This window comes from Chloracidobacterium sp. (genome assembly GCA_025057975.1).
Taxonomy (GTDB): domain Bacteria; phylum Acidobacteriota; class Blastocatellia; order Chloracidobacteriales; family Chloracidobacteriaceae; genus Chloracidobacterium.
Genome location: JANWUV010000005.1, coordinates 144,622 through 167,814 on the forward strand (window position 1 = coordinate 144,622; position 23,193 = coordinate 167,814).

The 23,193-nt window shown below is 60.2% G+C and carries 17 protein-coding genes, 2 tRNA genes and 1 pseudogene; 9 read left to right on the plus strand and 11 right to left on the minus strand.

Annotated elements, in window-relative coordinates; all coding sequences use genetic code 11:
- Positions 1-386 precede the first annotated feature (386 nt).
- The 3 genes from rsmA to NZ585_06025 all read right to left on the minus strand — a co-directional run bounded on the left by rsmA (position 387) and on the right by NZ585_06025 (position 2,852).
- Positions 387-1,262, minus strand: a complete 876-nt coding sequence (gene rsmA, locus NZ585_06015) for a 16S rRNA (adenine(1518)-N(6)/adenine(1519)-N(6))-dimethyltransferase RsmA (GenBank protein ID MCS7079592.1) — start codon at positions 1,260-1,262, stop codon at positions 387-389.
- Positions 1,259-2,242, minus strand: coding sequence for a S1/P1 nuclease (locus NZ585_06020; protein ID MCS7079593.1), 984 nt, complete (start codon positions 2,240-2,242; stop codon positions 1,259-1,261). Before NZ585_06020 ends, rsmA begins: the two co-directional genes overlap by 4 nt.
- 274 nt (positions 2,243-2,516) lie before the next feature.
- Positions 2,517-2,852: a hypothetical protein gene (locus NZ585_06025; protein MCS7079594.1), complete on the minus strand. Its 336-nt coding sequence runs from the start codon at positions 2,850-2,852 to the stop codon at positions 2,517-2,519.
- A gap of 180 nt (positions 2,853-3,032) precedes the next feature.
- On the opposite strand from NZ585_06025, the gene NZ585_06030 reads away from it, so the two are divergent.
- The 3 genes from NZ585_06030 (at position 3,033) to gyrA (ending at position 7,955) form a co-directional block, all read left to right on the plus strand.
- A complete protein-coding gene (locus NZ585_06030) occupies positions 3,033-3,791 on the plus strand; it encodes a glucose 1-dehydrogenase (GenBank protein ID MCS7079595.1) in 759 nt (252 codons plus the stop codon).
- Positions 3,792-4,233: 442 nt separating this feature from the next.
- Complete coding sequence (locus NZ585_06035) at positions 4,234-5,418, plus strand: pyridoxal phosphate-dependent aminotransferase (protein MCS7079596.1); 1,185 nt, start codon at positions 4,234-4,236, stop codon at positions 5,416-5,418.
- An 89-nt stretch (positions 5,419-5,507) separates the two neighbouring features.
- On the plus strand, positions 5,508-7,955 hold the full coding sequence (gene gyrA / locus NZ585_06040; GenBank protein MCS7079597.1) for a DNA gyrase subunit A: 2,448 nt from the start codon (positions 5,508-5,510) through the stop codon (positions 7,953-7,955).
- Between the two features lie 23 nt (positions 7,956-7,978).
- On the opposite strand, the gene NZ585_06045 is transcribed toward gyrA, so the two are convergent.
- Together NZ585_06045 and recA are read right to left on the minus strand one after the other, a co-directional pair.
- Entirely contained in the window at positions 7,979-8,803 is an 825-nt protein-coding gene (locus tag NZ585_06045) for a Uma2 family endonuclease (GenBank protein MCS7079598.1), read from the minus strand.
- Positions 8,804-8,940: 137 nt separating this feature from the next.
- Complete coding sequence (gene recA / locus NZ585_06050; GenBank protein MCS7079599.1) at positions 8,941-9,990, minus strand: recombinase RecA; 1,050 nt, start codon at positions 9,988-9,990, stop codon at positions 8,941-8,943.
- Positions 9,991-10,172: 182 nt separating this feature from the next.
- On the opposite strand from recA, the gene NZ585_06055 reads away from it, so the two are divergent.
- Entirely contained in the window at positions 10,173-11,309 is a 1,137-nt protein-coding gene (locus NZ585_06055) for a HEAT repeat domain-containing protein (GenBank protein MCS7079600.1), read from the plus strand.
- 182 nt (positions 11,310-11,491) lie between these two features.
- On the opposite strand, the gene NZ585_06060 is transcribed toward NZ585_06055, so the two are convergent.
- On the minus strand, positions 11,492-12,058 hold the full coding sequence (locus NZ585_06060; GenBank protein MCS7079601.1) for a hypothetical protein: 567 nt from the start codon (positions 12,056-12,058) through the stop codon (positions 11,492-11,494).
- A gap of 66 nt (positions 12,059-12,124) precedes the next feature.
- Between NZ585_06060 and sixA the strand changes: the two genes are divergently transcribed.
- Positions 12,125-12,619: a phosphohistidine phosphatase SixA gene (sixA, locus tag NZ585_06065; protein MCS7079602.1), complete on the plus strand. Its 495-nt coding sequence runs from the start codon at positions 12,125-12,127 to the stop codon at positions 12,617-12,619.
- A 294-nt stretch (positions 12,620-12,913) separates the two neighbouring features.
- Here sixA and NZ585_06070 read toward each other — a convergent pair whose 3' ends face one another.
- Complete coding sequence (locus NZ585_06070; GenBank protein ID MCS7079603.1) at positions 12,914-14,395, minus strand: NADH-quinone oxidoreductase subunit N; 1,482 nt, start codon at positions 14,393-14,395, stop codon at positions 12,914-12,916.
- A 212-nt stretch (positions 14,396-14,607) separates the two neighbouring features.
- Between NZ585_06070 and NZ585_06075 the strand changes: the two genes are divergently transcribed.
- Together NZ585_06075 and NZ585_06080 are read left to right on the plus strand one after the other, a co-directional pair.
- Positions 14,608-16,311, plus strand: coding sequence for an SPOR domain-containing protein (locus NZ585_06075; GenBank protein ID MCS7079604.1), 1,704 nt, complete (start codon positions 14,608-14,610; stop codon positions 16,309-16,311).
- A 25-nt stretch (positions 16,312-16,336) separates the two neighbouring features.
- A complete protein-coding gene (locus tag NZ585_06080) occupies positions 16,337-17,599 on the plus strand; it encodes an ABC transporter permease (protein ID MCS7079605.1) in 1,263 nt (420 codons plus the stop codon).
- Between the two features lie 252 nt (positions 17,600-17,851).
- On the opposite strand, the gene NZ585_06085 is transcribed toward NZ585_06080, so the two are convergent.
- The 4 genes from NZ585_06085 to NZ585_06100 all read right to left on the minus strand — a co-directional run bounded on the left by NZ585_06085 (position 17,852) and on the right by NZ585_06100 (position 20,838).
- On the minus strand, positions 17,852-18,742 hold the full coding sequence (locus NZ585_06085; protein ID MCS7079606.1) for a 50S ribosomal protein L11 methyltransferase: 891 nt from the start codon (positions 18,740-18,742) through the stop codon (positions 17,852-17,854).
- A gap of 47 nt (positions 18,743-18,789) precedes the next feature.
- Positions 18,790-19,719, minus strand: coding sequence for a GTPase Era (gene era / locus NZ585_06090; protein ID MCS7079607.1), 930 nt, complete (start codon positions 19,717-19,719; stop codon positions 18,790-18,792).
- 164 nt (positions 19,720-19,883) lie between these two features.
- Complete coding sequence (gene surE, locus NZ585_06095) at positions 19,884-20,639, minus strand: 5'/3'-nucleotidase SurE (protein ID MCS7079608.1); 756 nt, start codon at positions 20,637-20,639, stop codon at positions 19,884-19,886.
- Between the two features lie 122 nt (positions 20,640-20,761).
- Positions 20,762-20,838, minus strand: a tRNA-Pro gene (locus NZ585_06100).
- Between the two features lie 198 nt (positions 20,839-21,036).
- Between NZ585_06100 and NZ585_06105 the strand changes: the two are divergent.
- Positions 21,037-22,062, plus strand: a pseudogene (locus tag NZ585_06105) (J domain-containing protein).
- Positions 22,063-23,025: 963 nt separating this feature from the next.
- Positions 23,026-23,102, plus strand: a tRNA-His gene (locus NZ585_06110).
- The last annotated feature ends 91 nt before the right edge of the window (positions 23,103-23,193 follow it).

Consider the following 23,193-nt stretch of genomic DNA (forward strand, 5'->3'; position numbering starts at 1 on the left):
GGGAGGGTTTTCGCGGGGTGGCAATACTGCATGCTTGCAGAGGTCCCTACGTAGGCTTTTTGGGTATGTCAAGCAGTGTCATAAGCGGCATGCCGACAAGAATGAAGCTGTTCGGTGAGACGACCCTGCGCTGCGCCGGATGGGCTTGCCTCTCCCGTCGGCGACAAGGGACACACAGCCTCAGCGTAAACCGTTCAACGGCGCAGGCGGTGGGTGATTTCGAAATATCTCCTGAGGCAATCACACAGCCGTCGGCGCGGCGCACGGCGGCTCACCTGCTACGCCGGAAAGCGGTGGAACGCCGCCGCGCTCAAAACGGCAGGCCCCGTTCCGCTACATTGCTTCGGAAAGTGTCCTAAATGTGGTTGAAGCCGGTCACTTTGGGCTTAACCGGCTTTAGTTGGCGCAACGGCAGTCGAAGGAACGGCGACCTCGCAGCCCTGAGCCGCCAAAGCTTGCGTCAGCCGGACAAACGCTTCTACGGAAAGCGTTTCAGGCCGGGCGTCGGGCGCAACGCCCGCCGCCGCCAGCGCCTCGCGGACGCTCTCCCGCGTCAGCCCAAATCGTGTCAGAACGCCGCCGAGCATCTTGCGTCGCTGTTCAAAGGCGACGCCGACGACCCGCTGAAAGCTGTGTTCCAAATCGGGCGGGACAAGGCTTTGTGTGCGCGGCGTGAGGCGTACGACGGAGGAAACGACCTTCGGCGGCGGCTGGAACGCGCCGGGCGGTACATCAAACAAACGCCGAACGTCACAGTACGCTTGGACGATGACCGAAAAGTAACCATAGTCCTTCGTGCCGGGGACGGCCGCCAACCGTTGCACGACTTCGCGCTGAAGCATCACCACGATGTCGTCCAGCAAACCCCGGACGGTCAGCAGCTTTTCAATGATCGGTGTTGAGACGTTGTAGGGCAGGTTGGCCACGACCTTGACGGGCGCTTCCGGCAAACCGAAGTCGGCGCGTCCCTGCGTGATGCAGGCGGGAAGATCGGCGGCAAGGACATCGCCGGTGTGTAAACGCCAGCGTGTGTTGGCGAAACGCGCCGTCAGCCAAGCGGCGAGATCGCGGTCAAGCTCAAACGCGACGACACCGCCCGCCTGCTCGATGAGGAACGCCGTCAGGGCACCCCGTCCCGGGCCGATTTCCAAGACCAAATCGCGGTCGGTGACGGCGGCGGCGGCCAGCATTCGGCGTAAAACGCCGGCGTCGCGTAGGAAATGCTGACCGAATCGTTTGCGCGGCGGCGGGAGAGCGGTCATCGCCGGTCGTAGAGCCGGTTGAGCAGGGCGGCCAACCGGAAACCCGCCAGCCGCACTCGTGCGCGGGCGACGGCTTGCGCCTGCGCCTTGTAGGCGGGGGAAAGCACCGGCGGCTCCGGTGTGTCGTCCCGCCCGGCTTGGTAAACCACGTCACGCGCCAATTGCGCGCTTTCGTCAATCCAGCGCGCTGGCGGGGCCGCCGTCCGCCGCCGGGATGGGCGAACGCGGGACAACGCACGCGCCAGGGACTGCACGGCCGGCAGCGAAAACGTCTCCAATGCGGCGTTGTCCCAGAAAGCGTGCAAATTCGGCTTGTACGGCCCATCCAGCGGCGTGTCGGCCGTCGGCCGTACGATGAACAGATTTCCGCCCTGATCGCCTCCGGGGTTGTTTTTCGAGCAGCGCGCCACCGTATGGAGCGGCTGATGTACGTCCCCCACCAGATGAATCAACCACGCCAAGTAGTAAGCCTGCCGGGGGCTGTCCGGTGGGCTGTGGCGAAGGATGTCTTCGATTTCGACAATCTTGCCCAACGCGCCGCCGTCCGGCGCGACGATCTGAAAGTCGGGTGGGATGGCGACGCCCGGCGCCGCCAGCGGGCGATTGAGGTAGTGCCACGTACTATGCACCCGCATGTCCGGGTAGGCCAGATGCGTGCTGGGTGGCGGTTCGCGGTCGGAGAAGCCCTGTCGTCGGTCGAATTTGATGTCGTCCACCCAGTAGGCGGCGCGCAGGAAAGCGACCAGCGCCGCCTGCTCCGGCGCGGCGTCGCGCGTCCACTCCGGGTATTCCGGGTGCTGTTTGAGAATGGCGTCCACCCGCATGCGGGCGCGCGGCGTCAAGTGAGCGTAAGCGATAGCGGCGACGGTGGCGTGGCCGGCTTGGTTCCACGCCCCGGCCGGTATCGCTCCCAAACTCAGCAGGCATAGAATCAGCCAAAGCCGAAACCAAAGTTTGTTACGATAGGCGGCCACGGACATTTTGCGCGGAGTGGAAAAATCATAGCCGGTGGTCGGCGCAGCACCTACGGCGGCCGTGAACACTATACGGTATCGGCGTATGGAGCTGAAACCGGCTTTACGTCGGGCGACGCTAGGTGGCGGCTTCAGAGTCGGAACGGCGTTTTAGCGAGAGATTTAACGAGAAGTATAGAGGTAATAAATGTTTCCGGGGCAGCAGCGTACAGCGGCTTACCCCGGAATGATGAAGGTGTCAATAGTCGGGTGTGATGCTTGTATCAAAATAAGGTGCAGCCTAGGCTGCGCGGCGTAGGCTGCGGGTTGGCGCGGCTTGAGTTTGAACAACAGTCAAGCGCGGGCGATGGTTAGTTTCGATAGGCGGGCGGCTTACGTAGTAAGGGCCAACCATTTTCCACTGCTGTAGGTCAAAGGCACGGTGTGCGCCGCAGCTAAGGCACATCCGATAGGTTTCTTGGTTGATGGTGAATGGCCGGCTCATGTTGGTATGCCAGCACCCAAAGATACGGTGGTAAGTATTTTCCACAGCTCTGAGCACGCGCTGGAGAACCAACTTTGGCCAGGTGATTTCCGGCACATGCGGGAAGGTAAGCGTCAGTGACTTGACTTGCATGGCTGGGTCCTCCTTTCCTTACAAAAACCTGTAACCACTACGGACGCGCCGAGCCGGAACTCAACCGGGTTGGGCGCTGACAATTTAGAGACGCTTAGTGCAGCCATGAGGTTCACCTGAATCGCCTGATTCTTGCCGCTCTGCACTAGGTTTGGCGCGGAGAAAGCTTTCAAGAAGGGTATGGCGCAGACATTTCAGAACACTTCGGCGCTAATCACAGGTGGGGCGTCAGGCATCGGCCGCGCTGTTGCGCTGGCGTTCGCCGCCGCCGGCGCTAAGGTCGCCGTCGCCGACCGGAACGTAGAAGGCGGACGTGAAACCGTTGCGCGAATCGAGGCGGCAGGAGGGCAAGCTGTCTTCATTCCAACGGACATAACAGATGCTCTTGCCGTTGCGGAAATGGTCAAGACCGCGACGCATGCCTTCGGAAGGCTAGATGTCGCCGTCAACAACGCCGGTGTCCTCGGCATACCGGCTCCGCTCCACGACACGAATGACGAGATGTTTGACCAAGTGCTCAGCGTTAACCTGCGCGGCTTGTTTCTGTGTATGAAGTATGAGATTCGCCAAATGCTCAAGCAGGGCGGTGGACGAATTGTGAACGTGGCGTCGCTTGCTGGGCTAGTGGGTTTTTCAGGCTTTGCGCCCTACGCAGCAAGCAAGCATGGTGTTTTGGGGCTGACGAAGACGGCGGCGCTGGAGTACGCCAAGTCCAACATCCGTGTGAACGCGGTGTGTCCCTCCATCATCGAGACGCCGATGACGACAAGCGAGCAGATTCCGCCAGAGTTGGTCGCCAAGTACCTCAATGCCCATCCAATGCGGCGAGCCGGTCGGCCCGAAGAAGTCGCCGACGCTGTGCTATGGCTGGCCTCGGATGGAGCGTCGTTTATCAACGGCACGGCGTTGACCGTGGATGGCGGCGCCTTTGCGCAGTGAGAAAATAGTAGGCCGCCGCTCTCCCCGGTAAGCAGCCGCCACGCCGCCCACTGCTCGGTCGGTTTCTGACGCTTTAGCGTGACGAATGGCGTCGTCCCTAGGCGACGGCAACGACTAGTGCGGCTTCCATAAAGGCCACCGGCTAGCTATGAGCAGAGCTACAACGACCTGTGCGGCGTGTGTGAACGTAGCAACGACGCGACCCTGCTGGCGCAGCAGCGATTGTGGCTCGGATTGGTAGCAAGGAAACAGCGGCGCGGCCGGTTTGAGGAGACGTTGCACGGCATCTGATGGGCAATCCGACCGGCGGAGCGGCGGCGGGCTGGATGGCTCGCCGCTGCGTGCCTTTGGTCGCTGCTCGACAGCCGCACGGTTTTGGGCCACAATCGCTGTCCGCCGGTCCAACAGCACCGTAGAACAAGGTTTTTTTTGAGGAAGCGCTATGGTTTCGTTTCGGCGCGCTTTGCGGCTCGATCAGATGCAAGCCTCTTCAACGATGGCCGCGACGGCGGCGGCGGCGCGGCTCCGCGCCGAAGGGCATACAGTGATTGACTTGGGGGCCGGCGAACCGGATTTCGACACGCCGCTCAACATCCGCCAGGCAGCCGTTCGTGCGCTTGAAGAGGGAAAAACGCGCTACACGCCGGCGTCGGGTACAGCCGAACTCAAACAGGCGATTGTGGATTACATTGCGCAGGAAACCGGAACGCGCTACCCAATCAGCGCGGTCATCGTTTCAGCCGGCGGCAAGCAAACGCTTTTCAACGCACTGGTCAGCCTTATCAATCCGGGCGATGAGGTCGTCATTCCTGCGCCCTACTGGGTGACGTTTCCTGAGATCGTCGCGTTCTGCGGCGGCGTCAGCGTCTTCATCCCGACTCACGAGCATGACTTTCGTTTGACAGCAGAGATGGTGGAGCGCGTCCTCACGCCGCGTACCAAAGCGGTCATCCTTAACTCGCCGTCAAACCCATCGGGTGTTGTCCTGCCGCCGGACGCCATCTATGACATCGCCGAACTGTGTGCGGCGCGCGATCTATGGCTCATTTCAGACGAGTGCTACTACAAGTTCGTCTATCCGCCTGCCCGGCCGTTTTCGGCGGCAAGCCTGCCGGCGAGTTTGCGCGAGCGGGTATTGGTTTCTGGGTCGCTATCGAAGACCTACGCGATGACGGGATGGCGCATCGGCTACGCGCTGGCGCACCCAGACTGGATCGCCGAAATGACCAAGGTACAGAGCCACTCAACCTCAAATCCAACGACTTTCGCCCAATGGGCTGCGATTGAGGCGCTGCGCGGCGACCAAAGTTCCGTAACGGCGATGCTGGCTGAGTATCAAGCCCGCCGCGACTGGATTGTGCCGGCGCTGGCCGATGTGCCCGGCGTCCGGTGTCGGCGGCCGGAAGGCGCATTCTACGCCTTCCCCGACTTTTCGGCTGTCCTTGAGAAAACCGGCTTGCGTGATGTGGACTTCGTCCAACGGCTGCTTGAAGAGGCGCACGTCGTCGTTACCGCCGGTTCATCTTTCGGCGCAGCCGGCTATTTGCGGATTTCTTACGCTAATTCACTCAATAATCTCCGGCGCGGTGTGGAAAACATTCGCACCCTAATCCAACGACTGACTTAGTTCGGCAGTAGAGACTGCTTGAAAAACAATAAAGGAAGTCTTACACGTCAGTTGTAGGCGAATACGTTGCATATTTTCAGGAAATCACCATGGATGAGCAGAAACTCATAACGGCGAACATCGAAGATGAAATGCGCCGGAGTTACCTTGACTATGCCATGTCGGTCATCATCGGTCGGGCGCTGCCGGATGTCCGTGATGGCTTCAAACCGGTGCATCGGCGTGTTCTGTGGACGATGCATGAATTGGGCAACACTTACAACAAGCCTTATAAGAAAAGCGCCCGCGTTGTCGGTGACACAATTGGCAAATACCACCCACACGGCGACCAAGCAGTTTATGACACCATTGTTCGGCTGGCGCAGGATTTTTCCATGCGCGTCCCGCTCATTGATGGGCAGGGTAACTTTGGCAGTGTGGATGGCGACGCTCCGGCGGCGATGCGGTACACCGAGGTACGTCTAGCTCGCATCGCGGAAGCAATGCTAGCCGATATTGAGAAGGAAACCGTTGATTTTCAGGAAAACTATGACGGTTCACTCCGCGAGCCGGTCGTGCTGCCGACACGCTTCCCCAACCTGCTGGTCAATGGGTCGTCGGGCATTGCAGTGGGCATGGCGACCAACATTCCGCCGCACAACTTGGCGGAAGTGCTAGATGCGACCATTTATTTGGTCAACAACCCAACGGCGACCGTTGATGACCTGATGAAGTTCATCCAAGGGCCGGACTTTCCAACGGCGGGCTTCATTTGCGGGCGGAAGGGTATTCGTGACGCTTACATGACGGGGCGTGGCTCGATTACGATGCGCGCGCGGGCGGCGATTGATTACGTCGGCGGCAAAGGTGAGCGTGAACGACAGGCGATTGTTGTCACGGAACTGCCCTATCAAGTCAACAAAGCAAAGCTGTTGGAAAAAATCGCCGAGCTTGTCAACGAGAAGCGCCTCGAAGACATCGCCGATCTGCGCGACGAAAGCGACCGCGAAGGAATGCGCATTGTCATCGAACTCAAACGTGGCGCGGTGGCTCAAGTCGTACTCAACAACCTGTACAAGCTGACGCCGATGCAAACCAACTTCGGCATCATCAACCTGGCGATTGTCAACGGCCGGCCGCAACTGCTCGACTTGGCTGAAATGTTGCGGCATTTCGTGGAACACCGACGTGAGGTGGTTCGGCGGCGGACGGCGTTCGAGCTGCGCAAGGCGGAAGCGCGCGCGCATATTCTTGAGGGACTAAAGAAGGCGCTGGATGTTCTCGACGCCGTGATTGCGTTGATTCGCACAGCGAAGTCAAGCGCTGAAGCACGCGAAGGCCTGACGACGCGCTTTGCTTTCAGCCAACTTCAGGCGCAAGCAATTCTGGAAATGCAACTCCAGAAACTGACTGGGCTGGAGCGCCAAAAGATTGTGGATGAGTATGAAAGCATCATCAAGCGCATCGCCGAGTTGCGCGAAATTCTTGAAAAAGAGAGCGTCTTACGTGCCGTCATTGTGAGCGAGTTGCAGGAGATTCGGAGAGAATATAGCGACCCGCGCCGGACGCAGATTGTGGATGAAGACACTGAATTGACAATTGAGGACCTGATTCCGAACGAAGAGGTTGTTATTACGATTACGCGCGGGGGCTATATCAAGCGAACCCCCCTTTCGGCTTACCGGACACAAAAACGCGGCGGTACAGGGCGGCGCGGGATGGCGACCAAGGCTGAAGATGTCGTGGAGTCGCTCTACATTGCCTCGACTCACAGCTTTTTAATGATTTTCACAACGAAGGGGCAGGTTTATAAAATCAAAGTGCATGAGATTCCTGACGCCGCAACGGCTGGGCGCGGCAAGGCGATTGTCAACTTGATTGAATTGCCGGAAGGCGAAAAGGTGGCCGGTACGATTCCGGTTCGGGACTTTGCGGCCGGTCAGTTCGTCGTGTTGGTGACGCGCCGTGGGATGATCAAAAAAACGGAATTGGTTGAGTACGCCAACATCCGCTCAAATGGAATTATCGCCATGGGTGTTGAGGAAAATGATGAGCTGATGGCGGTACAGATGAGCGACGGCGCTAAAAACATTCTTATTTCGACCTTCAAAGGACAAGCAATTTGCTTCAATGAAAGCGACGTACGTCCGATGGGCAGGCCTGCCTATGGCGTCATCGGCATCCGTTTACGTGAGGATGATTATGTGACCGGTATGTCCGTCGTCGCGGGAACTGAGGATATTCTGGCGATATCGGAGCTGGGGCTTGGGAAACGTACGCCGATGTCGGAGTACCCGGTTCATCACCGTGGCGGGCAGGGCGTGATTACTATGCGTGTCACAGAACGTACGGGCGGCGTCATTAAGACGTTACCGGTAAGGGATGAAGATCAGGTGGTCGTCATTACTGAGAAGGGGCAGCTACTCCGAGTGGATGTCAAGCAAATTCGGCAGACCGGACGCGCAGCACAGGGTGTCAAAATCATCAACTTATCTGAGGATGACAAAGTAGTGGACGCTTCGCTTGTTGAGGCTTCGGGAGAGGACATGGCAGCGTAGTTGGAGTCATATTTTTTGCATCTTCATTCAGTGTCTCTGCTTTCCAAGGCGGCTTTGAGGCGGCGCACTTCCGTTTCCAGCGCCGCCGACCGTGCTTCAGCGGCTTCTGCACGGGCACGCTCTTCTTCCGCACGCCGCCGCGCGGCCTCCGCCTCGGCTTGCGCACGCGCGGCCTCCGCCTCAGCCGCTTCCGCCGCCGTCGGCACAAGCCGCCCTGTCGGGTCATACAACCGCAACCACCGACTCGCCACCCCGTGGTACTCTCCCTCCCACTCTCCCAACCACACCTCAAGCTGCTCACTCCACAGCCACCCTCGCCCGTCCCGCTCCAAAGCCTCATACCGCCCACGCACCAATCCCCGCCCTACCAACTCCGCCGCCATGCCCCAACTCGGATCAGGGCCGTAACAGTAATACTCCGCCGCCCGAAACACCCGCTCGTACAACACTTTCTTCGCCCCCAAATCCTCCCCCTGCGTTGAAGGGGACAGCAGCTCCACAATCACATCCGGCAGTCGCCCGCCTTCCCGCCACACCACCCACGACCGCCGCGCCAGCGTTCCGTCCACTCCCTTTACCACGAAGAAGTCCAGCCCTTTGGAGTTCCGCCGCCGCGCTTGCTCCAAGCTGTAGTACACAAACATGTTTCCGCCGGCGAGAAAGTCTCTCCGCCCACGCCAGTGCTGGCGCAGGCAGTCATCGAGCAGGTTGATTTGCAGGCGATGCCAGACGCTTTCCAAAGGAACGCCATCCTCGTCAGGGAGGTCAAGCGCCAAGTCTTCGGTCACCTCAGCCTCGTCGGTGATGGCAGCCGATGCAACGGCGGTGGACTCAAGTTGAGGCGTCATCGTCAACCCTCTCAGACACGTAGAGCAACCGTATCAGCTGTTGGCGGCATTCCAAGGCGATTCAAAACAAGGCGTTTCCGACCGCGCAGGATAGGCTCATCTGCGTGACAGCTAGGGCAGGCGAAGAATTCCAAACCCTACTCGGCCGCACCTTTTGCCTTTGCCGCGCTTTCCGCCGCCGATACCCGATGCGGCATCAGGATGGCACGCAACTCTTGCTCCAAGCGCTCACGCAGGGCCGGATTCGCCGCCAACGCCTGCTTGGCGTTTTCACGTCCTTGCCCTAAACGCTCGCCGCCTTTGATGGAAAACCAGGCGCCGCTTTTTTCGATGAGCTTGTGTTCGACGCCAAGATCCAACAAATCGCCTTCGCGTGAAATGCCTTTGCCGTAAATAATGTCAAACTCGACCTCCTTGAACGGCGGCGCTAGCTTGTTTTTGGCGATTTTAGCTCTGGTACGACTTCCAATGACCTCTTCGCCGTCTTTGATGGGTCCCACGCGGCGGATGTCTATCCGTACAGAGGCGTAAAACTTGAGCGCGCGGCCGCCGGTGGTGGTTTCCGGCGATCCCCAGGTCACGCCAATTTTTTCGCGGATTTGATTGATGAAGATCAGGCACGTATTTGTGCGATTGGCGACGGCGGTCAACTTCCGGAGCGCCTGTGACATCAACCGTGCTTGGAGTCCGGGAAGCGCTTCCCCCATGTCGCCTTCCAGTTCGGCCTTCGGTACGAGCGCCGCCACGGAGTCCACCACGATGAGATCAAAAGCTGTGGAACGCACCAGCGCCTCAGCAATCTCAAGCGCTTGCTCACCATTGTCCGGTTGCGACACGAAGAGGTTGTCAATATCCACACCGAGGTTCGCCGCGTAGTTCGGATCAAGCGCATGCTCGGCATCAATAAACGCCACCTGTCCGCCGGTGCGTTGCGCTTCAGCGACGACGTGTAACGCCAAGGTCGTTTTGCCGCCGGATTCCGGTCCGTAGATTTCAACGATGCGCCCACGCGGCATGCCGCCAATGCCAATTGCCGCGTCAAGGCTCAGACAGGTTGTAGAAATCGCTGGGACTTCAAGAGCCCGGCGTTCACCAAGTCGCATCACAACGCCCTTGCCAAACTGTCTTTCGAGACCGGCGATGGCGGCGTCAATGGCTTTGTTGCGTTCCTGTCGTTCGTCAGTCATAGGCGGTGCTTATTAGGTTGGGCGTGGTGGTTGAACTGGACGTGTACGGTTCTGAGAGTGGATTTTGAACCTTACCCAGTCGGCGTTAGATTGAAAAGAGCGGCGCAGCCGCGGCAGCCGCCCATCCATACTCAGTAGCGCAGAGGTTGTCGGCGGCAGGGATGTTCGAGGAGGGGTTTACAATGGCGACGCCCATGCATCCACTGTTATCCATCGCAACCCGTTCCGACGGGCAGGCGCGCGGTTTATGCCCTGCGCTAGCCATGTATCTGTCTTGTGTAAACTGCCCCTTTGTCGCGGCCTGTCCATACAAGACGCGCCTTGGTGATTTCGGCCTAGAAGCCGCCGCTCAAGAGCGACAGGAACGCGAACGTGCCCGCCAGCTCATAGCAGTCCTTGGCGATGAGCAGGCTTCAGATGCTCAACGCCGGCAGGCCGCCGATGAAGCGGCGGACTGGTTGGCATCTGACCCGGCTCTGTCGCCTCACGTGCGCGGCGGACTGGCGGTAGCGCTTGGCGACTACGGCGACATTCGGGCGTTCGAGCCGCTTGTGGCGACCTTAGGCGACCTGCGACTGAGCGAAAATTACGCCGTCCTGCGAGAAGACGCCGCGCTGACCCTTGGCGAACTCAACGATGCGCGCGCCCAAGAACCACTGACACAATGGCTGACTGACTGGCGTCCGGGCGTCCGCTTCGCATGCGTCGTCGCCCTAGGTAAACTCGGTGCGTCGGAAGCCATTCCAGCCCTGCATCGCCTCCGCGAGGTCCGTATTGGAGATGACTTCGGGCAACTCAATGAGCAAGTTCACGAAATGTGTCTTCACGCCCTAGCTCTGCTGGGTGACGCCAGCGTGCGTCCCGCGCTGGAGAACCTGCTCACAGCGGAACGGCGGGTGGCGCTATCGCGCGCTGAAATCGTCTTTGCCCTTGGTGAGTTGGGTGATGTCGCCAGCCTTCCGGCGCTAAGAGCACTCCACAACAGTGACATTGGCGAAGGGCTGCGCGCTTACACAACCGTGGCGTTGGGGCGGCTTGGACAAGATGTCGGTGCTGACCTGCACCCGCTTCTGTCCGCCGCCGATGAAGACTTAGCTTTTCACGCGGCGCGGGCGTTGGCGACGCTTGGTGATCCAGAAGCCGTTGAACCGCTCATTTTGCGCGGCCTCACTTCGCGACGCGGCTACATACGGCGGTTGGCTGTGTCGGCGCTGCGGCCATTTGAAGCACACCCAGTTGTGCAGGCGGCGCTCAAAGCGTACGCCGAGCAAGAACCGGTGGCGACGCTGCGGGCGGCAGTGAACAGTCGCTTTGCTTGATGCAAGCCGCTTGGGACAAAAACGGCTTCGCGGCCTAGCCAACACTGGGATGATCCGGCAGGTTGGGCGCGAGCAGATCCAGTGCAGGCTGCGCGACTGCTCCAGCGTCCTTTGTATCGAGTTTTTGAGACACGCAACTGCTTTGCGTTGTGCTGCGCCGGTCATCTGATTATGGGTTCGGCTTAGCGTGCCTGAAACAACACAAAGCAGGTCGCATTGTCGGCGCAGTCGGCGATGTTTTCCGCCAGAACGCTCAACCGATAGTGTACCGCCGCGCGCCGCGAGGCAATGGCCAGTAGGTTGCGCCTCCCATGAGCTTGAACGAGCTTGGCTGCGCCAGCAGTGTCATAGACGGTCGTTGGACGTAGCCGCAGGTAGCGCGCAAAAAACTTTGCGCACTGGCGTAGCGCTTGCCAGTGCGACAACACGTGCGTCGCCTCGGCGACGGTTGCGCCGGGAAGCCCAAGCAGGCAATGTTCAATCGGCAGCCAGAATTCATCCAGCACCTGCAGCCTAGGTGACCGCAGTAGCGCTTGCGCCTCTGGCACGTCGCCGGCGATGACGTTCCTGACCGGCAAGACCCCAAACTCGACTTCGCGCGCCAGCGTTGCTGCGCACACGGCGGCGAAGGTTGGATAAGGTGTAGGCGCGCCGAAGCGCGCGGCGGCAATTTCACCATAAGCGCCGAATTCGCCCTGAAAGGCAATGCGCGGCGCAGCGTTTGGCGGTAAGCTGGGGGAACAAAGCACGGCGCTGTCTCCAAGTCGTTGCAACGTTTTCAAACGAGGTGGTCGTCAGCAGTGGAACTGTACTTGATGCGACATGGCATTGCGCATGAACTCGGAGCCGACGGCTCGCGTTCAGATGCAGAGCGTACCTTGACCAACGAAGGCCGCGCCAATACTCGCGCCGCCGCCCGCGCCATGGCGCGGCTGGAGTTGGACATTGACGCGATTTGGACTAGCCCGCTGGCGCGTGCGCGTCAGACGGCGGAGATTGTTGCGGAAACACTGCAAAAGACCCAACTGATGGAGGAAATGGCAGAACTAGCGTTGGGAGGCGGGCCGGAACGGGTAGTTGGCGCATTGACACGCCTTAGTCGCGGGACAGGCGTGCTGCTAGTCGGTCATGAGCCTGATCTCAGTCGGTTGGTCGCTTATTTGGTCTGGGGTGGTCTGGATGCCGACCACGTCGCCTTCAAGAAGGGAGGACTCTGCCGGGTGGATTGTCCGTTCGGGTTGCGTCCGGGGAAAGCCGTCCTGCGTTGGTTGCTGACGCCAAAACAGCTTCGGTTATTGGCGTCGGCGTAAGCGCCCCGTCATGCGAGTTTCACTCTTTGGGATGTTGGAAGTTTCGCCATTTCTGACGTAGTCCGCAGCGGACGCCTCCACGAGGGAGAGCAGCGTCACGCCGCCGCATACCAGACTGTTGACGCGGTTCTCGCTGGAGCTCGCCTGCTAGGCGCAAACCACGCCAAGCTGGTTCTAGCGCAGGGAAGGCGCAACCTAACTAGCTATCGCCTCGCGGCGCGCCGCCGGTTGAGTGTTCTGGCGGAAAACATCGCCGAACCCTTGGCTTAGCATCCGTCTTGTTTTTTGCTTTGTTTACCGCTCGACAGGCGGTAGTGCAGTTTTGCCGGCGCTCGGCTCACGGTTGAGCCCAGCGAGAATCGGTTCCGGAACAATGCCGATATAGAGCACCGCCGCCAGCGCTAGCGCCAGCGCTGTCGTCAGCGGCCAGGGCGGTTCCGGCAGTTCGTCTTCCGACGACCGGCCTTCCCCGAAAAACATCGTCACGACAGGTCGCAAGTAGTAGTACAACGACGCTGCGCTGTTGAGCACGGCCATGATCACCAACCATGCGTAGCCGCCCTGCCAAACTTCCCGAAACAGCACGAACTTCCCCATAAAACCCGCCGTTAGCGGCAGACCGCCCAACGCCAGCAGGCAGACGGCCAACGCAACGGCCGCCCCCGTCGCTTGCCCGCCAAGTCCAGCGTAGTCGGCAATATTCGTCCGGTCGTCGTCCGCGCGCGCCACGTACGTCACCACTGCAAACGCGCCCAATGTCGTTGCCGCGTAACCGATCAGATAAAACCATGTCGCCTTCCAGTTCCCAACCAGAACACCCAACAGCGCATATCCCGCATGCGCAATTGAGGAATAAGCCAGCATGCGCTTGATGTCGTCTTGCACAATGGCGACAGCGTTGCCAATCACCATTGAGAGGACGGACACGACGGCAAGCATGAGCGCCCACGTTCGATGGAGCGAAAAAACCTCAGACGGAAACAGTCCGCCGAACACCCGCAGTAAGGCGACAAACGCCACCGCCTTTGAGCCGGCCGCCATGAAGGCCGTCACCGGCGTCGGCGCTCCGTGGTAAACATCCGGCGCCCAAAAATGAAACGGCGCAGCGGCGGCTTTGAAACACAGCCCGACCAGCATCAGAGCTGCACCTGTCAACAGCAAACTTTCCGAAGTCAACCCGCCGTTCTGGATAACCAACCGGATGGTCGTCAGGTTGGTCGTACGGGTCGCGCCGTAGATCAACGCCATGCCATACAGCAGGAAACCCGTCGCAAACGAGCCTAAGATGAAATACTTGACGGACGCTTCGTTTGACCGCAGGTCGCTGCGTCGAAAGCCGGCTAAGGCATACGAGGCGATTGAAAGAATTTCAATCCCCAGAAACAGCATGGCGAGATCGCCCGCCCCGCCGACCAACAGCATGCCGACCGTCCCAAACGTCAGGAGCGCGAAGTACTCGCCGCCGTTGCGCGCTCGGCCGTCAAACATTGGCATCGCCAGCAGCACCGCCAGCGCCGTTACGAACAAAAACAGCAAAGCAAACGCCGTGCGCATCGGGTCGGTGATGAGCATGCCGTTGAAACTCGCACCGGGCGGTAGGTTAGTCCAGCGCCATACGCCGTACGCCGCCGCCAAGACGCCAGCCAACACCAGCGGTCCGGCCCACCGCCGGCTTCCCTGAGCAAAAGCGTCGTACAGCATGACGCCGAGACCCGTCGCCGCCAGACAAATCTCCGGAAGAACTGCGCTATAGTTGATGTCTGGATGGACAGGCATCGTGGGGTGCGTTACGCAAGAGATAAAAACGGCGTTGCTCGCCGCACCATATTCATCCGCGTCGGAGACGGCAAGCCGCCCGCCGCGCCGTCCGTACGTTTACACACAGGCCTGCGTATCATCCTTGGCTCTTCTCTGAATGACTTCTAACGCTCATCGGCGTCGCGGCCGTCTCCGGCCGAGGCCGCTCACACTTCAGCCAACCGCAAGCCATGACCACAAAACCAGACATTATGACGATGGGAAGCACCTTGGTCAGTGTGCTGTTGCTCTGGCTGACGGCCGCCGTCGGCTACGGGCAGGGACGTACGCACACGGTTCAGGTTGCATCGGTCAATGATGAAACGGTCGCCCGCGAGACGGTCGCCGACTATCGGGCGCGCGGCGCGACAGCGTACTACGTGAAGGTTGAATTGCCGCAGGGAACGTTCTACCGGGTGCGGGTCGGGCGCTTCGCCACGCCGGCTGAGGCTCAACGCTACGCGCGAGCGATTGGTGTCCGCGACGCCTTCATCACGATTTACGACGGCCCGGCGGATGCGCCATTGATGCGCGCGCCAATCACACCGATCAAAGCGCCGGAACCGTCATCCAACAACGCCGCTTCGTCCACACAGCCAGGAACCAAATCCTCGCCGCTCCCACCGCCTGTGCTGGTCATTAAGCCGAAGGGTAAACCGACGCCGCCGACCATGCCTGCCTCATCGCCATCTGTGGCGCCGCCGGAAACCGCGCCGGCGGCCGCCGACCGCGACTCGGACAGTGACGCCGGTCCAGGAGCGGTTGCCGCTGCGCCTACTCCGCTCCCACGCCAGGAGATGCCACGGCGAAAGGCGCTGTCGGCGCAGTTACTGCTAGATGTTGTAGCGTCGCCTGTCGCACCGGAAGAGGCGGTGTCGCTCCCCGATCCTTCGCCGTGGGTGCGCTTGACAACCCCAACGCGCGCCGATCTCCACTGCGCCTACTTCATCAGTCGGGACATCGGCTGGGTGGGCGGCCGGCGGGGTGTTCTGCTGCACACGGAAGACGGCGGCCGCCGGTGGGTTGAGCAAGTGACGGGGACGCGAGCGAATGTGACGGGCTTATTCTTCCTGAACGCCAAAACCGGTTGGGCGGCGGTCGGCGGCAGCTATGGACTTGACCCGCGTGTGGATGGTGCGGAGCCGGCCGTGCTCTTCACCAACGACGGTGGAACGGTGTGGCGGCCGCTGGCCGAGCTTGACGTGCGGGCGTTGTGGTTCGTCAGCGAACAAGTCGGCTACGCTGTGGGGAACTACAGTGCGGTGTTCCGTACAACGGACGGCGGCGCTACTTGGATCGCCTGCGACGGCATCCAGCGCGCCGTCGTTCGACCGGAGGGGTTGCCGGACGCCGTGCTGACGTTTACGCATGTCCAGTTTCTCGACGAGCGGCGTGGGTGGGTGGCGGGTAACTTCTTTGGGCGCGGCGTCGTGCGGCCGGCCGGCGTGTTTTTCACAGAAGATGGCGGTGCCACATGGACGCGCTGCCCGATTCCCTTCGCGGCGACGACGGCGGACATCACCTCGATGCGGTTTATTGATGCCCGACGCGGCTTTGTCGTTTCGGAGTTGTACCGTGGCGATGCGCGGTTCGTCACGCTACATCTGACGAATGATGGCGGCGCGACGTGGAGCGAGCGCCGGATGGCGGTGCCCGGCTTTCACGTCACGCACTTTCTCGACGAGCGGACGGGCTGGACAATGGGCGCGCTGCTGGCGCGGGATGGGTCGGCTCCGCCCTATGAAGTCGGCATCTGGGTGACGCACGACGGCGGCCGGACGTGGCGCGAAGAGAAAACCTTGGCCGGGACGCAAATCTACGCCGCGTTTTTCCTTGACGCGCAAACCGGTTGGGCGGTCGGTCAAGGTGGAACGGTGTTGCGCTACCGCCCCTAAACAATCGGATGGAAAGGCTTTTGCCGTGCAACTGCTGCTAGAAAACTTGCGGCTGGCAATTGCGAACGTCTGGGCCAACAAACTGCGGTCACTGTTGACGGTGTTAGGGGTGCTGGTTGGAACGGCGACGGTGATTGCTGTGTCATCCGTGATGACTGGCGTCAAGGACCGGACAGCAAAGCTGGCGGCGCAGGTCGGCCCGGAAGTCCTCTACGTGAGTCGGTTTGACTCCATCGGCCCGCGCTTTTCACGCCTGACGCCGGAGGAGCGCCAGCGCAAGCCTCTAACAGAGGAAGACGCGGCGGCCGTCGCCGCGCTACCGTCAGTGCGGGCGGCGACGCCGCAGTTGGTGGTGGGGAGCTTCGGCCCGAGCGCGACGCAATATCGCTTGAGGTACAAAGGGCAGGAGGCGACGCGCCCGATTGCGTTTGGCGTCTGGGCAAATTACCCGGAAGTGCGGTGGCTGAACCTGCGCATAGGGCGCTTTTTCACCCCCGAAGAGCATGACCGGAAGCTGGACGTAGCGGTGCTTGGTCCTGTCGCCGCTCAGCAGTTGTTCGGCGACCAGAATCCGTTGGGCGAAATGGTGGAGTTTGAGGGGCGTCTGTACCGCGTCATTGGCGTCGTCGAGAAAGGCCCGACGGGTATTTTCGGCGACACGCCGGAGGATCGGCAAATCATCATTCCTTATGCGAACTTGGCGCAGCGATACCCGGAACTGCTGCGCGAGCGCGGGATTACAATCATCGCGCACGCCCGTGAAGGTCGGCTGGAGGCGATGCGGGACGAAATTACGGAACTGCTGCGCCGGCGGCGGCGGGTGCGACCGGATCAGCCGGACAATTTCGGCGTCAGTACGCCGGACGCCATCTTCGCCACCTTTGACAGCATCACATCGGTCTTGGGTGTCATCGCGGTGTCGTTGGCGTCAGTCAGCCTGCTGGTCGGCGGCATTGGCGTTATGAACATCATGCTGGTGTCGGTGACCGAGCGGACGAAGGAAATTGGGACACGCCGCGCTATCGGTGCACGGCGACGCGATGTGTTAGTGCAGTTTTTAGTTGAGGCCGTGGTGCTTTCGGTCATCGGCGGGGCGTTAGGGATTGGCATTGGCATGGGATTGAGTACGGCGTTGACGACATTTGCGCCGAGTATCCCCTCGCTAGTGCCACTCTGGTCGGTCGGCGCAGGGTTCGGTATTTCGGTGGCGGTCGGGCTGCTATCGGGTTTTTTACCGGCGCTGCGCGCCGCACAGCTCGATCCGGCCGAAGCGCTGCGGTATGAGTAGCCAAACGGCAGGCCAATCCGTTACGCCCGCGCAAGACACCCTCCTCCTAAGCTTTGGCGCGCGGCGGTGGCTTCCACTGTGGCCGGCCCGGCGGCTCATAGAAAAACAACGGCTCGCTATCCAAGACGGTGGCCTCTTTGAGAGGCGCAGAGGTGTGTCGGCAGACAGACGGCCTGGGTAGGCTTTTTAGGCATGCCATGCGGCGCTTCGCTTAGGGTACGCCGCACCCGTGAATCCTGCTTGAAGCTGCGATTATGAACCGGGTGATTGCGCCAGCCCGGTCCACCATTCGCCGTCAGTGCGTTCGGCGACAACAATAAGGCCGACAGAGTTCAGGGCAGTGATGACGCCTTCTCGACGGTCGGCCAAGACGCCGGCCGTGATCAGTTTTCCACCGGGACGTAGCGTTCGCGCCAAGTCCGGCGTCAGCGATATGATGACCTCCGCCGTCAGATTGGCTAACACAAGGTCGAAGTCGCTTTTCGGATAGTCCGCCGCGCTCCCCACCAGCCAGCGAATCCGTTCGCCGACGTCATTGAGGCGTGCGTTTTCAGCGGCAATGGCGACGGCTTCAGGGTCGGTGTCACACGCTTCACAGCGCGCCTGTGGAAACAACTTAGCGGCAGCGATAACAAGGATGCCTGTTCCCGTACCAACATCCAAGACGGTTTGCGGCGGCGTTGGCAGGTCTTCCAACAACAGCAAGCAGGCGCGCGTTGTTTCGTGCGTACCCGTCCCAAAGGCCATGCCGGGTTCAATGGTGAGACGAATCCGCGCCGCCCAGTCGGGTCGCGCCTGCGCTTCGGCGCGGCGCCACGGTGGAACAACTAGCCAACGCCGCCCAACAGGCTGTACCTGCCAGTCCGCTTTCCACTTCGCCAACCAATCCTCGTACGGCTGTTGGTCAATCAAAAAGCTGTGCAGCGACTCAGCTGGATAACCGAAAGCCGCCAGTGTTCGCGTCAGCGCCGCCCAAAGCTCTGCAGCGTGGGGAGCAACTGGGAACGCAGCCCGCAAGGTCGTAGCGGTCGCCGTCTCAGCCGGTGTTTCGAGTCCCTGTGCGCCGGCTTGCCAGAGAATTTCACCAACAGCGTCGGCGGCGTCAGGAGGGACGGCGACGGACACTACGTAATAGAAGCGCATCGTTCTCATCCGTAATGAAGGGGTGACGGTGATGAGCTAGAGGACGATTAGTGGATGCCCAGTTCATCTAAGCACCGTTCATTGTTGCGCCAGTGGGGTTCGACCTTGACAAAAATCTCAAGAAACACCTTGCGTCCCAGCATGGCCTCGATCTCGGCGCGGGCGGCCGCCGCCATATCCCGCAGACGCAACCCACCGCGCCCTAGAACAATGGCCCGTTGCGATTGGCGCTCAACAAGGATAACGCACGCCAAGTTGAGACCCCCATCGGCGCGTTCCTCCCATTTCTCGACAGTGACGGCGGTAACAAACGGTAGTTCGTCCGATAGACGCCGTAAGAGCTGCTCACGCAGGAATTCCGCCGCCAATGTGCGTTCGGTTTGATCGGTCAAATCGTCTTCAGCAAAGGGTGGCGGCGCTACCGGCAAGTGTTTGAGCAAGCAGTTGATTAGGGTGTCCGTTCCGTCGCCTGTCAGCGCCGAAATCGGTATGTAATCTACGAAGTCATGTTCGTGACGATAGAAGTCAATCAGAGTAAGCAACCTGCGCTTGTCCTTGAAGCGGTCAATTTTATTGAGCGCTAGAAGAGCCGGCCGGCCTGACTGTTTGACCAGATTGAGTACGAAGCGGTCGCCATTGCCGGTTGATACCGACGCATCGCGCAGTAACAGGACAACATCTACCGTCGCCAGTGCGTCAAACACCGCCTGCATCATCCGTTTGTTGAGGCGGTATCCGGGCTTGTGAATACCAGGGGTGTCCACAAGAACAACTTGTCCTTCCGGGCGCGTGACAATCCCCAAAATGCGGGTGCGCGTCGTCTGCGGCTTGTTTGAAACAGCAGCAATCTTTTCACCAACCAAGTAGTTAACAAGCGTAGATTTACCTGCATTGGGACGGCCGATAACCGCGACAAAACCGCTCCGCACAGTTGTGGCTTCAGCCGAGGATTGTTCAACGGGCGTCTGCAGCATCATTGCTTCAAAAAGCTTGGCGTTTATGAGAGAAGTTTGCTCTCCTTGTTTTGATTTGGTCCAAAAGGGCGGGGCGATGAAGTCTGGCGGCGGACCTAAGGTTAGGTCGCCGGAAGCATGGGGGGCGTCGCCAGTTGCAACGCCGTGATATCACAAAGGAGGCGCCTTCAGAGGTCTTCCGCTTCCCAGCTTTTGAGTTGGGCGAGCGCGTTGCGGTCGGTCAGATCGTTGCGCAACGGCGTGATGGCCACCAGACCGTCAGCGATGGCGGCGTAATCCACATCCGGCGCTTCGTCGCGTCCGTCGGTTTCTGTCCCAATCCAGTAGTAGGGCCGGCCACGCGGGTCAATCCGTTCTTCAATGTTGGTGCAGAGGAGCTTGGTTCCCGTGCGCGTGAAGCGATAACCCCGAATTGGGCCAGGCGGAATGTTGACGTTAAGCAGGGTGTTTTTGGGAAGCCCTGAACGCAGCACCCTGCGCGTCAACCGCTGGGCAAAGTCGGCGGCGTATGTGTAGTCAAACTCGGTGTGTGACACCAGCGAGAACGCCAAACTGGGAATGCCGTTGACTGCCCCTTCAAGGGCGCCAGCGACCGTCCCAGAATACGTGACGCTGTCGCCTAGGTTGGCGCCGCGATTGATGCCGGAAACCACAAGGTCCGGGCGCGGTCGCCCTTTCAGAAGCCAGTGTAAGGCAAGGATCACGCAATCGGTCGGCGTGCCTTCAACGGCGTACCAGCCGTCCCGCTCACGCTGCTTGCGGACACGTAACGGCCGTCCCAGTGTCACAGCGCGGGAGCAGCCACTGTGTTCACCAGCCGGAGCAACGACCATGACCTCCCCTAGTGGTTGAAGGCATTCCACAAGCGCCCGCAAACCCGAAGCGTAAATGCTGTCATCATTCGTTACGAGAATCAGCGGCATAGTGTGCTCGAAAAGCCCAATTCCCAAAAATCAAGGCCAGTCGAAGTGATTTCGCTCAAGCGGTTGAAAACAAAACGGCGAGGCAGTCACAGCACCGTCTCGCCGCGCAGGTCGTTCAAACGTGGTCGGGATGACTGGATTTGAACCAGCGACCTCACGCACCCCAAGCGTGCGCGCTACCAGGCTGCGCCACATCCCGTTGAGTTCGCCGCCACAAGCGACGGAAGGCAATTCAACCATAACCTACGGCGGTTGTCACGTCTGAGCGTAACGTCCTTAGGGAAGCGACAGACTTGCCAAACCTAGGCCTTCGGTGAATACTACCCGGACAAATGACCATTGCTGCCGAGTTGTGGTGCAATACCCCGCACACGTTCGCGTTTTGGGAGTCGTTTGAATGGCGAAGCGACTCGAAGACACTTGTGTTCCACGTCTGTTGGGCGCGTGCTACCAACAGCGATTGAGCGGAATCTTGACCTTCCGGCAACCGGCGGTGGTGCGCCATGTGTACTTTGAGAGCGGGGCAGTAGTTTACGCCGCCAGCGAAGTTGTCACCGAGCGGTTTGGCGAGCGTTTATGCGCGCTGGGTTGTATTTCCCCAGAGCAGTTGGCTCAGGCGGTGGCGGCGACTAAGCCTGGAAAACGGCTTGGCGTCTGCTTGGTGGAGTTGGGGTATCTGACGGCCTCCGACCTACAAGCGATGCTGGTGGGACACATCACCTACCTAGTCCAATCCCTGTTTGATTGGACGACTGGCGAGTACCAGTTTCAGGCGCAGCACGTCAAAGTGGATGGATTTGGGCAGGCGTTGTCGCCGGTCAGCCTGATTTTCGACGGCGTCCGTAACTTGCCGGACCTCAATCTTATCCGTCGTTGGCTAGGCGACCCACAACGAGTGCTTCAGCCAGTGCTGCCTTCTCAAGTCAATCTGTCCGACGTGACGCTGACGCCGGAAGAAGCCTTTGTCTTATCACGGTTGGACACGCCGTTGCGCGTTGCAGAAGCTTGTATGGCTATCCCCTTGCCTGAAGACCGTGTTTTGCGTGCGTTGTGCGCCTTGACCCTGTCTGGGATAGTCAAGTTCGCCGACGACCGACCAGAAGCGCTGATTGAGCCAGTCGCCAAGCCCTCTACGGCGACGACCGGCGAGATTGACGCCGCACGCGCCGCCGAGTTGTGTTTTGAACTGGAGGAAAAAATTCGGGTGCTTGAGTCGGGCGGCACGCACTATCAGGTGCTGGGTATCAACCGTCGCTTCACGCCGGAAGAACTCAAGAAAGCCTATCGAGAACTGGCGAAAAAATTTCACCCCGACCGCCACTCGCAACTGGCGGCGTTTGACTTTCAAGTCAAGGCCGAACTGGAGCGCGTCTTTATCGCCATTCAGCAAGCCTACGAAGTGTTGAGTGATGAGGAGAAGCGGCGCAAGTATGACGCTGCTCTAGGCGGACAAATGGCACGTTCAACACCGGGCGGCGACCGTTTTCCAACCGGCGCGTATCCAGTGGCGCGACCAACGCCGCCAAGTCCACCTTCCGTTCGCGCGCCGTCCGATGGTAAGCCCAAGCCACCGCCCTCAGCGTATCCAAGACCCCCAGGCTCGGTTTCAACGCCGAGTCCGCCCGCTGTGCCGCCGCCCACAAAGGCTGGTTTCCGAACACCGCCGACCCTGAAGCGGCCGCCGCAACCACCAGTAGAGTCGCCGCCCGTTTCTCCGGCAGCCTCGCCGCCGCCTAAACCGCCGACCCCGCCCAGTATGCCGCCGCGTATGCCGACCGGCGCATACCCAAAGGCGACGCAGAGTAACCCGCCGGAGCCGCCGCCAATTCCAGCCTCAGAGCTTTACCTGCGAACCGTTGAGTACATGGGCAACGGCGATGTAGAGCGGGCGTATCAGTCCATCCGCCGCGCAGTGGAACAGAAACCAAACAACGCTGATTACCAGGCGTTGCTGGCGCGCGTCCTGCTGCGGATGCCGGGCCGAAACAAGGAAGCGGAAAAGGCTTTCCTCGCGGCGATTGATCTGTGCCGCGACCCGGATGAAGTGCCAGAGTTGCTGATGGAACTTGCCGACCTGTACCTCAAGTTTGGGCTAGAGTCGCGGGCTATTGAATGTCTTGATCGTGGTCTGGCTCTGGCTCCAGAGCATGAGGAACTCAAAAAACGTCGCCAAGCGATTAGCGCAAAACGGCCGTCCACACCGCGCCGAACCAGTAGCTTTCGTGTTGCCACCGGCAAGCGGTTGCAGGCTCTAGTGGGCAAGGTTTTTGGTCTAGACGAGGCGGGGGATGACGGCGAAGCTACATAGCCTGATTGGTTGCGTCGCTCTGCTGCGCCACAGTTGCATGCCCAAACGGGGCGCACTATGATTGACGACTGCTTCGTGGCGGGTGTAGCTCAGCTGGTTAGAGCGCTTGATTGTGGCTCAAGAGGTCGTGGGTTCGAATCCCATCACTCGCCCCACTTTTCCTCCATCTCAATCTGTTGTGAAGCGAACGCGCGACGCCAAGCCTGGCCAGGTTATCGCGTTCAGGGGTTAGTCCGCTGTTTCTCC